Annotated in this window: 15 protein-coding genes; 7 read left to right on the top strand and 8 right to left on the bottom strand. The window is 57.3% G+C overall.

Features of this window, described 5'->3' with window-relative positions:
• Window positions 1-30: 30 nt before the first annotated feature.
• Entirely contained in the window at window positions 31-753 is a 723-nt protein-coding gene (locus tag RGV06_RS06875; protein WP_046809870.1) for a TorF family putative porin, read from the bottom strand.
• Window positions 754-944: 191 nt separating this feature from the next.
• On the bottom strand, window positions 945-1,124 hold the full coding sequence (locus tag RGV06_RS06870) for a hypothetical protein (RefSeq protein ID WP_003441690.1): 180 nt from the start codon (window positions 1,122-1,124) through the stop codon (window positions 945-947).
• A 358-nt stretch (window positions 1,125-1,482) separates the two neighbouring features.
• Between RGV06_RS06870 and RGV06_RS06865 the strand changes: the two genes are divergently transcribed.
• From RGV06_RS06865 to RGV06_RS06855, 3 genes are all read left to right on the top strand, one after another.
• Complete coding sequence (locus RGV06_RS06865; RefSeq protein WP_019828743.1) at window positions 1,483-2,319, top strand: S1 RNA-binding domain-containing protein; 837 nt, start codon at window positions 1,483-1,485, stop codon at window positions 2,317-2,319.
• 23 nt (window positions 2,320-2,342) lie between these two features.
• Window positions 2,343-2,747, top strand: a complete 405-nt coding sequence (locus RGV06_RS06860; RefSeq protein WP_019828744.1) for a DUF2177 family protein — start codon at window positions 2,343-2,345, stop codon at window positions 2,745-2,747.
• A 73-nt stretch (window positions 2,748-2,820) separates the two neighbouring features.
• Window positions 2,821-3,750 carry a DMT family transporter gene (locus tag RGV06_RS06855; RefSeq protein WP_019828745.1) on the top strand — a complete coding sequence of 310 codons (930 nt, stop codon included), beginning with the start codon at window positions 2,821-2,823 and terminating at the stop codon, window positions 3,748-3,750.
• On the opposite strand, the gene RGV06_RS06850 is transcribed toward RGV06_RS06855, so the two are convergent.
• Window positions 3,698-4,879, bottom strand: a complete 1,182-nt coding sequence (locus RGV06_RS06850; RefSeq protein WP_322149685.1) for an MFS transporter — start codon at window positions 4,877-4,879, stop codon at window positions 3,698-3,700. The two genes, RGV06_RS06855 and RGV06_RS06850, sit on opposite strands and share 53 nt — an antisense overlap.
• Window positions 4,880-4,982: 103 nt before the next feature.
• Between RGV06_RS06850 and ptrR the strand changes: the two genes are divergently transcribed.
• Both ptrR and RGV06_RS06840 read left to right on the top strand, forming a co-directional pair.
• Window positions 4,983-5,885 carry a putrescine utilization regulator PtrR gene (gene ptrR / locus RGV06_RS06845; protein ID WP_198822889.1) on the top strand — a complete coding sequence of 301 codons (903 nt, stop codon included), beginning with the start codon at window positions 4,983-4,985 and terminating at the stop codon, window positions 5,883-5,885.
• A 127-nt stretch (window positions 5,886-6,012) separates the two neighbouring features.
• Window positions 6,013-6,138: a PA1414 family protein gene (locus tag RGV06_RS06840; protein WP_019828748.1), complete on the top strand. Its 126-nt coding sequence runs from the start codon at window positions 6,013-6,015 to the stop codon at window positions 6,136-6,138.
• A 122-nt stretch (window positions 6,139-6,260) separates the two neighbouring features.
• On the opposite strand, the gene RGV06_RS06835 is transcribed toward RGV06_RS06840, so the two are convergent.
• The 3 genes from RGV06_RS06835 to speB all read right to left on the bottom strand — a co-directional run bounded on the left by RGV06_RS06835 (window position 6,261) and on the right by speB (window position 9,379).
• The gene (locus tag RGV06_RS06835; protein WP_046809866.1) at window positions 6,261-6,743 is read right to left on the bottom strand and encodes a hypothetical protein; all 483 of its coding nucleotides are present in this window, start codon (window positions 6,741-6,743) and stop codon (window positions 6,261-6,263) included.
• A gap of 210 nt (window positions 6,744-6,953) precedes the next feature.
• Window positions 6,954-8,333, bottom strand: a complete 1,380-nt coding sequence (locus tag RGV06_RS06830; protein ID WP_019828750.1) for a sodium:solute symporter — start codon at window positions 8,331-8,333, stop codon at window positions 6,954-6,956.
• Window positions 8,334-8,428: 95 nt separating this feature from the next.
• Window positions 8,429-9,379: an agmatinase gene (gene speB, locus RGV06_RS06825; protein ID WP_019828751.1), complete on the bottom strand. Its 951-nt coding sequence runs from the start codon at window positions 9,377-9,379 to the stop codon at window positions 8,429-8,431.
• Between the two features lie 183 nt (window positions 9,380-9,562).
• On the opposite strand from speB, the gene RGV06_RS06820 reads away from it, so the two are divergent.
• Window positions 9,563-10,456, top strand: a complete 894-nt coding sequence (locus tag RGV06_RS06820; protein WP_019828752.1) for a LysR family transcriptional regulator — start codon at window positions 9,563-9,565, stop codon at window positions 10,454-10,456.
• A 17-nt stretch (window positions 10,457-10,473) separates the two neighbouring features.
• The gene (locus RGV06_RS06815; RefSeq protein ID WP_322149683.1) at window positions 10,474-11,079 is read left to right on the top strand and encodes a tRNA-uridine aminocarboxypropyltransferase; all 606 of its coding nucleotides are present in this window, start codon (window positions 10,474-10,476) and stop codon (window positions 11,077-11,079) included.
• Window positions 11,080-11,174: 95 nt separating this feature from the next.
• Here RGV06_RS06815 and RGV06_RS06810 read toward each other — a convergent pair whose 3' ends face one another.
• Window positions 11,175-11,573: a YbaN family protein gene (locus RGV06_RS06810; RefSeq protein WP_173667403.1), complete on the bottom strand. Its 399-nt coding sequence runs from the start codon at window positions 11,571-11,573 to the stop codon at window positions 11,175-11,177.
• A gap of 4 nt (window positions 11,574-11,577) precedes the next feature.
• Window positions 11,578-12,165: a YecA family protein gene (locus RGV06_RS06805; RefSeq protein ID WP_019828755.1), complete on the bottom strand. Its 588-nt coding sequence runs from the start codon at window positions 12,163-12,165 to the stop codon at window positions 11,578-11,580.
• Between the last annotated feature and the right edge of the window lie 164 nt (window positions 12,166-12,329).

Genomic DNA, 12,329 nt, shown 5'->3' with positions numbered 1-12,329 from the left:
AGAAGACCCGCTCCCACAAAAAATTACGGGTCAGTAAAAGGCTCGCTCAGCCTTGAATGTCAGCAGGCCATCGCACTGGGTGTTTTGCCCTGAGTAGGCTGAACAGTCGGTACCGTCCAGGCTTGAGTCGCTGTAGATCAGATCCAGGTCGATGCCCATCCAGGGGCGGGAGAGCTTTATCGACCAGTCATTGAAAGCGCTCACGCTGCCACCATCGACAATGGACACGGGCGAGCCGAGTTGGTGAGTGGTGTATTTCATGCTCACTCCGATACCGAAGGGCTGGTTGACCCCCAGGTCGGCAAACAGGGTGCTGTCGCGTCGGTCCGGGTCGTTACTGAAGGCGGCGCCAAAGCGTGTGCCCAGTATGGTCAGGCCGGCAAAGATCTGCTGGCTGTCCAGTGAGCTGAGTTTGGGGTAGCTGTAATGGATTACCCCCAGCTCATAGCTCAGGGTTTGGTCGAAGGGGTGCTTGTAGCCGAGGTAGGAGTCTACTTCCAGATTGCTGCCTGGCTTGATACCCATGGTCGGTGCCCATTGGCCGGCATACCAGCCACTGTCATGGGCCAGGTCCAGGCCGCCATGAAAGGTCGAGCCGGGGCTTGTAGGCTTGACCAGGCCTTGAGCCATGCTGCGGCTTGGCTGTGTGGCCAGTTTAAGGTCGAAGCTGCCCAGTTCGCGGGAAAAGACCTGTGCATCTACAATCGTGCTGGCCAGCAACGTGCTAGTCAGCAGTACAGCCCGTGTGAGCATAATCGGCTCCCTATATGGGCTCAAAGGCTTGATTCAGAGCCTTTGGAGCATACGCAGGAATACCGGCAATAAAGTGCCGTTCGTCGATTTATCGATTCGAATCAGAGGTATAGCGAGGGAACCAGGGATGAATCGATAGTCCTAGCGCCTTGGAAGGCAAAGCGCATAAGGACCAGATGAGGCGAGGGGTATTACTTCTTGCCCAGCGTGATTTGCTTGGACGGGCCAAAAGTTTGGCCGCTGACGCCTTTGTTGATTTGCTGGATCTCGCCGCCCGATTTCAGGAATGCTTCGATTTGAGCATTGATGGAATCACTGGTTTCAACTGCGGGAGCTGGCTTTGCTTTGCTGGCGGATGCTTTTACACGCATGGCGGCTATTGACCTGTAGAAAATAACTTGGCCAGCGATAGTACCTGAAATACTTGACAATTGCTTGTTAAATATCTTCGTAAAATAATAGAGGCGCTGTGCTCGATGACATATACACGCGTCTAATTGTCCGCTAACTCGCTGTTTTAATTCATATCACGGGAGGGATCTTATACATGTTCAGACGCTGATGGATGGGAGGTCAGCCCCTCGCAGGCTGACGAGTGGCAGCCAAGGTGCTCCAGAAAATCCTGATAAATCAAACCTTTCGCAGATTTTTTGAATACCGGCTCGCGGCGCTCCAATTCGCCCCCCTAAACTCGGGTAGAATGCCGCCTACGTAATGAGGGTATTGGACATGGCTTTAATCGGTCGCTACAACAGTTTGCAAGTGGTTAAACATACAAGTTTTGGTTTGTATCTCGACGGTGGGGCGGACGGCGAAATCCTGTTGCCCAATCGTTATATTCCCAAAGATATTCCCAGTGAAGATGAAGACTGGCTCAACGTATTTGTTTATTTGGACAGCGCTGACAAGTTAATTGCCACCACTGAAAAACCAAAAGTTCAGGTCGGTGAGTTCGCCAGTCTTAAAGTGGTTGAAGTTAACAGCATTGGTGTATTCCTCGATTGGGGTCTGCCAAAAGATTTGCTGCTGCCGTATTCCGAAGAAAAACGCCAGATGACCGCCGGCGAATATGTCGTCGTGCACGTCTATCTCGACAAGCACACTCGCCGTATCACCGCGACTGCGCGTCTGGATCGTTATCTGGACAAGACCCCGGCCAACTATGAAGTAGGTCAGGAAGTTGATCTGTTGGTGGCCGAGGCCACGGACATGGGCTTCAAGGCCGTGATCAACAACAAGCATTGGGGCTTGATCCACAAGAATGAAATCTTCAAGTTCATGCGTGCGGGCAAGCAAGAAAAAGGCTATATCAAGGAAATTCGTGCTGACGGCAAAATCAGCCTGAGCCTGCAACCCGTCGGTCAGGAAGCCGCCAGCAGCCTGAACTCGAAAATCCTCAGCAAGTTGCGCGACAACAACGGCGTGCTGGCGGTTAGCGATAAAAGTGCTCCAGAAGTGATCAGCAACCATTTTGGCGTCAGCAAGGGCAACTTCAAAAAAGCCATTGGCGCGCTGTACAAGGAAGGCAAGATTGCGATCCACCCGGACCGCATCGAATTGATCTGAACTGACCCAGGAGGGCTGACGACATGAGCAAGGCAGTGTGGGCGTATATCGGTGCGTTACTGGCTTTTCTGGTGCTCGACGGCCTTTGGCTCGGCGTGCTCATGACCTCTACCTACAAAGAGCTGTTGGGCTCGTTGATGCTGGCACAGCCCAAGTGGGGTCCGGCCATCGTGTTTTATCTGGCGTACGTGCTGGGCGTAGTGTTCTTTGTCGTGCTGCCGGCCCTGGCCCGGGCCAGTGCGCGCAGGGCTGCACTGACCGGCGCGTTCTTCGGATTGGTGGCCTATGGCACCTATGACATGACCAATTGGGCGACGCTGCAAGGCTGGTCTGCCCAATTGGCATTGATGGACATGGCGTGGGGCGGGTTGTTGACCTGTCTTGCATCATTGTCGGGTTACTGGGCGGCCCGCAAGCTGGCGTCCTGATTCCTTTCTTCTTACACGTTAAACACTGTGCTGTTTTGAACCTGTGAGGGCGTGGCTTTTTTTCGGGTGGACTATGAGTGTTTCTCGACGTGCAACGGATGCCTTTGCACTGCAGGTCATGTTGGGGTTATGCCTGATCTGGGGCGTGCAACAGGTCATCATCAAAGTTGCAGCACCCGACATCGCGCCCGTCATGCAAGCCGCGTTGCGCTCCGGTATATCGGCGCTGCTGGTGGGTTTGTTGATCTGCTGGAAGGGTGGCTGGAACCAGGTGCCCGCCACGTGGCGTGGCGGCGTGCTGGCCGGTAGCCTCTTTGGTCTGGAGTTCTTCTTTATAGCCGAAGGCCTGCAACTGACCAGCGCTGCGCATATGTCAGTGTTCCTCTATACCGCGCCCATTTTTACCGCCCTGGGGATCAACTGGTTGTTACCCAGCGAGCGTTTGCGGCCATTGCAATGGCTGGGGATCATTCTCGCGTTCGTCGGGATCGCCTTTTCCTTTGCTGGCGGTATTTCGTTTTCCGATATGGATCGCAACATGCTGCTGGGCGACGTCTACGGGATTCTTGCAGGCATGGCCTGGGGCGCAACCACTGTGGTGGTACGCGGCTCCCGATTGTCGGAAGCACCAGTCACCCTGACTCTGTTCTACCAGCTTGTCGTAGGCTTTCTCGGGTTGCTGGTAATTGCAGCTTTCAGCGGCCAGATCACCCATGTCAGCCTGACCACCGTCGCAGTGGCCAGCGTGCTGTTTCAGGGGCTGGTGGTGTCGTTTTTTAGCTACCTGGTGTGGTTCTGGCTGCTCAAGCGCTATATGGCCTCCAATCTGGCGGTGTTCTCATTTATGACGCCCCTGTTTGGCGTGACCTTCGGTGTGCTGGTGCTTAACGAACCTTTAAGCGTCAACTTTGTGGTGGGCGCGATTTTTGTGTTGTGCGGCATCACATTTGTCAGCGCTGAACAGTGGGTGCGTCGCAAAGTGCGCGCTCTGCTGGGGAACTGACCGACGTCCAGGCAAGCATGCCAGCCAGCAGCAGCCCGCTGGCGGCAATGATCAGCGCCGGTTGCAGGCCGCCGCTGAAATAGCTGCTGAGTGCTGCCAGTAACGGCCCGGACAACTGGCCCACGGCAAAGCAGGCGGTCAGCAGGGCGGCGTTTCGAGCGGTGGCGTGGGGCACCAGATCCCGTGAGCGCTGCATGACCAGTGGCATGCAGGCCAGAAACGGCGTGCCGCACAGGATCACGCCAAGTGCCAGGCCCGTACTGCTCGGCAGCAGGCATGCCAGTACGCCAAGGGCTTGAACCCATAGCCCGCCCATTAGCCAGAAGCGCGTAGTGGCAGGGCGGGGTCGACGAAAACTGATCAGTACTACGCCAATCGCGGCGCATAGCCCGAAAGCCGGCCAAAACAGATCGGCCTGCCACTGGCCGTGAAAACGGGCATTGGCCATTTGTGACAAAAATGTCGCAGGAATGATGTAACCCAGACCATACAGCCCATAAATCGCCCCCAGGCGCGCGATTCCGGGTTGGCGGCTGCCAGTTGGCGCAGTGTGAGTCTGGGCGGCGGCCGCGGCCGGTTGTGGCAGGGCCGGCCAAATCACAAGCAGCATCAACAGCGCCGCCACGGCATAAATCATCCAGAGGGTGGCCGAACCTTGCCCGGTTACATTGGCTGCCAGTGCCAATAAACCGGTGAGCATCACGCCAAGGCCGGGCCCGGCAAACACTAGGGCGCCCAGGCGTGGGCGATTGTCAGTGATAGCTATGTGCTGGCTGAGCGCGGTAATCATCACCATCACCCAAGCACTGGCGACACCGGAACCAAATCGCAAGAGCAGATGCGGCCAAAAACCGTAGGCCCAGTACGAAACCAGTGTCAGCAGCACGCATAGCCACAGGCCCGTGTGCAAACGGCCTCGAACCTGTTCTGGGCGTCTGGCGCGCATGGCATCCAGTGCGCCGATCAGATAGCCAAGATAGTTGGCGGCAGCAATCAGTCCGGCGCCGGTCAGGTCAATCTGCCCCTCGCTGATCAGGTGCGGCAGTTGCGGAGTCAGGGAGAAGCGGCCAATGCCCATGGCCATCATGAGCGCGATAAAGCTGGCGAGTAAGCGGATCAGGGGCGACATGCTGCAGGTTCCAGGGTGAAGGCAATGACCGTCAGGCTAATGCGGATTGACTTTCTTCAAAAATGAATAATAGTGAGTAACTTGTTCAGTTTTGGAGAAAGGCGTGGAGTTTAGCCAACTACGGATTTTTCAGGCCGTGGCCCAGGAAGGATCGATCACCCGTGCCGCTGAGCGCCTGCATCGCGTGCCATCGAACCTGTCGACCCGGCTCAAGCAGCTTGAGGAGCAGATGGGCGTCGAGTTGTTCGTCCGAGAGCGCCAGCGCTTGCAGTTATCTCCCGCGGGGCAAGTGTTGCTGGACTACACCGCGCGGCTGTTTGCACTGCACGATGAAGCCCTGAGTGCCGTGCAAGGTGGCGTGCCTTCGGGCAAGTTCACGCTGGGTACCATGTACAGCACGGCGGCGATCCATTTGCCGGGTTTGCTTGCGCACTATCACCGCACCTATCCGGCGGTGAATCTGCACGTTCAATCGGCCCCCAGCGGCGAGTTGCTTGAGGGGCTGTTGACGGGGCGTCTGGATGCCGCGCTGGTAGATGGTCCGCTGGAGCTGGCCGGGCTGGACGGTGTGGAGTTCTGCGAAGAAAGCCTGGTGCTGATCAGCGACCTGGATCATCCGCCGATTGATCGTGCCCGGGACGTGCAGGGCAGGGCGGTATTCACCTTTCGTCAAGGCTGCTCGTATCGCACCCGACTCGAAGCCTGGTATGCCAGCGACCGCGCCACGATGGGGAGGGTGATGGAAATCGAGTCCTATCAAGGCATGCTGGCGTGTGTGGTGGCGGGTTCGGGTGTGGCGCTGATGCCTGCCTCGATGCTGGGCAGCTTGCCAGGGCGAGAAAATGTCAGCATACATCCCTTGAAACAACCTTTTGCAAGCGCCACAACATGGCTGATGTGGCGAAAAGGCATGATGGGCGCCAACTTGAATGCATGGATAGAGCTGCAGCAGACGGCGCCGTTGTCAAATGGAGCAGCGTCGTCGCAACTCAAGGTGGAACATTGAGTCAGATGTGTAGGGCATTAGCCTAAAGTTCATTGACCTTAGGCAAGCATTGCGTAGGACTTAGGACTATTATCTGTGTGAAGCGACCACAGAATTCCCGTCGCCAGAGTGACCCCAAGGGGGATATATGAAAGACAAACTGCAAACCTGGCTTCATGACGTTGGTGTTGCGCTTGGCCTGATCGAGCCGCCACTGCAGCCTGTGCCGATCCCTGTCGATGACACGCGCCGCCGTCCACAACGTCGCCGTTAAGGGCGCAGCTGCACGTTACGCCGGTTGTCTGGCCATGTTTTTTTCGGTCCTGGATCGCCGGAAGGGTGTCGGGCTGGAAAAAGAAAAGGGCAGTGCGAGCTGCCCCTCCCTCCAGGGCTGTGTTAGCCCATGGTGAAGCGCACGCTGTAATCCAGTGGCACTTTGTCTGTTTTCTCCGTAACCCGCGCTTCACACTTCACATCGTCTATACCCGTCGAGGTTGCACTGGCTGACCGCGTTGAGCTCAGTGCCGGCTTGAATACACCGAATGACTGGGTAACTCTCAGCGCCGTGGTAAAGGTGCATTCCCGATTGCCAGTGGCATATGAAATGACTTCGCGCAGTGTCGCGGGTGTTTTTCGCGGGTAGCCAAAGCTGGTTTTATAGTTCGCTTCATATGAATGCTCGCTATACGGATCGACATCAAAGAAACCGGGGGCGGCCAGTGAGAGGTCCCAGCTCGAACGATTGAGCTTGAGCGGTTCGGAGGTGTTATTGACGATTTCGAATGTCAGCGTGGTGACATCAGCTTGAGCGTTGACGCCGGTGAGCGCCAGGCTGATAGCCATTACCGCAGTGGCCAGATATTTATTTACGTGGGTCATGTCGTTAAGTCCATTTAGTGAGTCGAAGTGGCTTGAGGGTGTGCGGCTACATCCCATGTGGCCGCTTTTCAAGCGTAGTTGGACTCATTAATGGGCTGGCAGCGATAAGGCGCTGTATGGACGAGGTATTGGTGTTCGGGGCTGTGTGAAAGGGGCAGGGTTAAAAGCGGATACGACCTGCCACGTCGTACCCGTCTTATAAAGCGTTGATCAGGCGACGCTCACTACTGTAGCGGGGCGTCGATCCAGCAGGCTGACCACGATAAAACTGATCAGCGCCACGGCCAGGCTGTAATAAATGGGCGTGTTGGCTTCCAGCCCATCCTTGAACATGAATACCAGTGCGGTGACAAACCCCAGGCTCATGCTGGTAATGGCGCCTGCTGTGGTGGCGCGCTTCCAGAAAATCGCCCCGATCAATGGCACCAGCATGCCACCGACCAACAAGTTGTAGGCCAGGGTGAGAGCGCTGATGACATCAGAGACCACCAGTGCGATTCCCAACACGGCAAAACCGGTCAGCAAGGTAAACAGGCGATTGATACTGAGGCTTGATTGCTTGCCCCCGCGCAGCCTAGGCAGCAGGTCCTCGGTCAGTACCGTGGAGGCCGCCAGCAAGCCCGCGCTGGCGGTCGACATCATGGCGGCCAGGGCAGCAGCAATCACCAGGCCGCGAATGCCGTCAGGCAGCGAGACTTTCACGATTGCGGCGAAGGCGTTGTTGACGTTGTCCAGATCAGGGAGCAATACATGCGCCGCCATACCGATCAGCGCGCACGTCAGGCCGTAGAGGATGCAGTACAAGCCTGCGAATGTACCGGCGTACTTCGCCACCCGGGCGGTTTTGGCGGTAAATACGCGCTGCCAGATGTCCTGGCCGATCAGGATGCCGAAGAAGTAGATCATGAAGTAGGTGACGATCGTGTCCCAGCCGATGCTGGTGAAGCTGAAGTTCGATGCCGGCAGCTTGCTGACCAGTTCGTCCCAGCCGCCGACGCGGTACAGGCATATCGGCAGCAGCACGAACATCAGGCCGATGGTCTTGATCGCAAATTGCACGATATCTGTCAGCGTCAGCGACCACATGCCGCCAATGGTCGAGTAAACCACCACCACGCCACCGCCGAGCAACACAGAGATCCAGAAAGGAAGGTCGAACAGAACTTCCAGTACGGTACCAATGGCCAGAATCGAGGTCACGCCGATCATCAGTGCGTAAGCCAGCATGATCACCGCGCTGGCCTGGCGGGCCATGGGGTTGTAACGCTTCTCCAGGACCTGGGTCACGGTGAATATTTTCAGCTTGAGCAGCGGCTTGGCCAGGAACAGGTTGAGCGCGATGATCCCGCAACCGAGGGCGGCGCACAGCCAGAATCCAGAAATCCCGTGCACATAACCCAGGCGCACGGTACCGACGGTGGAAGCGCCGCCCAGAACCGTAGCAGCCATGGTGCCCATGTAGAGCGTAGGGCCCAGGTTGCGGCCTGCGACTAGATAATCTTCGTGGGTTTTAGCCTTGCGCATGCCGTAGTAACCCAGCACCAACATTGCCGCAGCGTAGATAAGGACGACCAGTAGATCTAAAGCCATGATGGCGAATCTCCGATTATTTTTTTTATGGATGCAGCAGGCTCGGTGGCTTGGTGCCGTTAAGCGCAAGGCTTGATGGCACCGCAAAGATGTCCTTATCGGTGCACTACGCCGGGTAGCACGCAGAGCATTTCGTACAGCAGGTTGGCGCCCAATAACGAGGTGTTGCCGGTGGTGTCGTACGGCGGCGAGACTTCTACCAGATCGCAGCCGACCAGGTCGAGGCCCTGGCAGCCGCGGATGATTTCAATCGCCTGAATGGTGGTCAGGCCGCCGATTTCCGGCGTTCCGGTACCGGGTGCCCAGGCGGGATCAATGCCATCGATATCAAAGCTCAGATACACCGGGCCATTGCCGACTTTTTCGCGCACCTGTGCCATCAGCGGTTCCAGGGACTTGTGCCAGCATTCTTCTGCCTGCACCACGCGAAAACCCTGGTTACGACTCCAGTTGAAGTCATCGGCGGTGTAGCCCTGGGCGCGCAGGCCGATCTGAACTACGCGGTCACAGTCCAGCAGTCCTTCTTCCACGGCGCGGCGGAAAGTAGTGCCATGGGCAATTTTCTCGCCGAACATATGGTCGTTCACATCAGCGTGAGCATCGATATGCACCAGCCCGACCTTGCCGTGTTTTTTGTGAATGGCCCGCAGAATCGGCAGGGTGATGGTGTGATCGCCACCCAGGGTCAGGGGGATTACATCGTGCTCTAGGATTTCGTCGTAAGACTCTTCGATGATGCGCACGGCATCCAGCAGATTAAAGGTATTGATTGCCACGTCGCCAATATCGGCCACTGACAGCGAGTCGAACGGCGCAGCGCCGGTGGCCATGTTGTAGGGGCGGATCATCACCGATTCAGCGCGAATTTCGCGAGGCCCGAAGCGGGTGCCGGGGCGCAGCGAGGTGCCGATGTCCAGAGGCACCCCGATAAAGGCTGCGTCCAGGCCCTTGGCCGATGGCAGGTGTGGCAGGCGCAACATGGTGGCGATGCCGGCGAAGCGCGGCATTTCATTACCGCCCAGTGGTTGATGAAGAATTTTGTCCACGGGTAAGGCCTCGTCGTTTGTTGTGGTTATGGCGTTCGATTCTGCGAAAGGTGCGCGGCGGGAAGAATCGCTGTAGGCAAATACTTAGTTCAGGTTTTTCTAAACTAATGGCGGTAGACTCTGATGCCCAAGACCGCCTGTATCGCGAGCAAGCCCGCTCCCGCAGTGGCAAGTGAGAGTTTGATGGCCAACGCTTTACCTGATCTGAAACTATTACGAATATTTGCCAGCGTGGTCAGGCATCAGGGGTTTGCCAATGCGCAGCAGGCGCTAAACCTTTCTACATCGGCCATCAGCACCTATATGAGCCAGCTCGAAGCCAATCTCGGCCTGGTGCTGTGCCATCGCGGGCGCGGTGGGTTCAGCTTGACCAGCAAAGGCGAGCTGTTTCATCAGGAAACTCTGCGCCTGTTGGGTGAGCTGGAAGGTTTTGAGCAGTACGCTGCTGCGCTCAAGGGTGAATTGCGCGGCACTTTGAACCTGGGCGTTATCGACTCCACGGTCAGCGACAAGGCCTTGCCCTTTGCCGAGGCGATTGGTGCCTATAGTCAGGAACACCCGGCGGTGCACCTGCATTTATCAGTGATGAGCCCTTATGAATTGCAGCTAGGCGTGCAAGACAATCGCCTGGATCTGGCCATCGGTGCGTTTTCGACACGCATGAGCGGGTTGGTCTATCAGCCGTTGTATCGTGAGCAACACTGGTTGTACTGCAGCACACGGCATCCCCTGTTCAGCGAGCGTCGTATTCCCGAGCAGGTGATTACTCAGCAGAGGATGGTCGGTCGCGGTTATTGGAGCCAAGCAGAGCTGGCGCGCCACGGCTTCAAACACAGCGCGGCGACGGTGGACAGCATGGAGGCGCAGCTGATCCTGGTGCTTTCGGGTGCTTACATTGGTTACTTGCCAGAGCATTACGCAGAGCCCTGGGTAGAGAAGGGCGACCTGCGTGTGCTGCTCCCTGCGACCTTTGGTTATCAGGCACCGTTTTCGATGATCGTGCGCCGTGGTCGCAGCCGTGAACCGCTGATTCAAACCTTTCGCGACCTGCTCAAAGCACAGCTTAATCAACCTTGAACGAGAGCTTTAATTTCATGTCACGAGCCCAATGCCCTCGCTGCATGCGCCCGCAATCTCACTGTTTATGCGAGTTGATTACGCACCTGGACAGCCGCACCCGGGTGTTGCTGTTACAGCATCCCAGCGAGGTCAATCATGCGCTGAACACCGCGCGGTTGGCAGCGCTGGGGTTGATCAATGCCGAGCTGCTGGTGGGCGAAGTGTTTGAGGATCTGGACAGGTTGCTCAGCCCGCCGGGGTACCAGGCGCGGTTGCTGTTTCCGGGGGCTGATGCGCAGTTGCTGCAGGCAAGCGCTGCGTCAGGCGAAAACTTGCCAGTGCTGCTGGTGGTGCCCGATGGCACGTGGCGCAAGGCCCGCAAGCTATTGCACCTGAATCCCTTGCTGGCACAGTTGCCCCGGGTCACGCTGCCTGAAGGTGCGGTGTCCCGTTACCGCCTGCGCAAAGCGCCGGGGCCGGGAGCCCTGTCGACCCTGGAAGCCATCGTGCAGGCGCTTGAAATCCTTGAGCCGGCCACTTCGTTTGCGCCCTTGCTGCGTCCGTTTGAGGCGTTGATTGAGGGGCAGATCGAGGCAATGGGTGCCGACACCTATCTGAAAAATCACGGGGACAAGTCGTAACGTGTGGGAGCGGGCTTGCTCGCGATGCAGGCAGCGGGGTATGTCAGGGAGGCCGGGTTGATGCGATCGCGAGCAAGCCCGCTCCCACAAAGGGTTCAGGGTTTTTCGAGGGTTTTTTGACGCAGGATGTAAATGCTCACCAGCACCGCGCTGGTCAACATGAACCCCCTTGCCCAGGGCAAAGGCACCAGGTAACAGGACACCCCGATACTCAGCCACATCAGGCCAATGGCGTAGACCTTGCCTTTGAGCGGAATGCCGTTGCCATCAAGGTAATCGCGGATCCATGGCCCAAGTCGAGGGTGCTCGACCAACCATTGATAAAAGCGCGGCGAACTGCGAGCAAAGCACGCGGCAGCCAATAGCAGAAAGGGAGTCGTGGGCAGAACAGGGAGGAAGATGCCGATCACTCCCAGGGCCACGCTCAGCCAGCCGATGGCAAACAGAACGTGGCGCAGCAACCGCGAGCGGTTGCTGAAATCGGGAGGTGTCACTGAATCAGTGGTGACGTGGCTTGAGGATCGCAGGCTTTTCGTCTGGCGCCTGGCACAGCAGGTACAGGGCAGTCAGCGCTTCCGGGATCTGGACGATCATGTCGTCCATCAAGTTGGCATCCTTGGCGATGTCTTCGAACTCAGGCTGGTCATCGAACAGACCCGAACCCACCATGATTGGCAGCAGCATTTCGCTGACTTCTTCTTCGGCGGTTTCGAACCAGGCGGCTTCGCGCATAAATACGCCTTCCATGAAGCCTACGCACCAACCGCGCAGGTCGGAGTCATCCGGCTCGTCACCCAGATCCAGGTCGCAAGGCAGTTCGAACTCTTCGTCGGACGCCAGTTGGCGAGCGATGTGGGCCTTGAGTTGAATCAGCGTGCCTTCGATCTCTGCGCGCTGGGCGTCGTCCTTGTAATGCGGGGCTTCAGAGAAGATCGCATCGATCCATTCACGCTCAGGAACCTCTTCAGAGCAGATGGACAGGGCAGTCAGATAGCCGTGGGTGGCCACGTAGTCCAGCGCCTCGTCATGCAGCTCGTCGGCGTCGAGGAAGACTTGCAGGCGGGTTAGTTGCTCAGCGAAGGACATTAATGTGCTACCTAGTAAATAAACGATAGTGAATTCTAGGCTTTCTTGAGCTCCCAAGCCAGTCGCAGGGCACATTTGCCATCAGTTCCCGGTTATCAGTGTTGCAATTACACAACCCGCAGCGGGGGAGTGCTCGGGTATACTGCCGCGTTTTGTGATGCCCT

Source organism: Pseudomonas sp. CCI3.1 (assembly GCF_034313985.1).
Lineage (GTDB): Bacteria > Pseudomonadota > Gammaproteobacteria > Pseudomonadales > Pseudomonadaceae > Aquipseudomonas > Aquipseudomonas psychrophila.
This window is presented reverse-complemented; position numbering and strand designations above follow the sequence as displayed.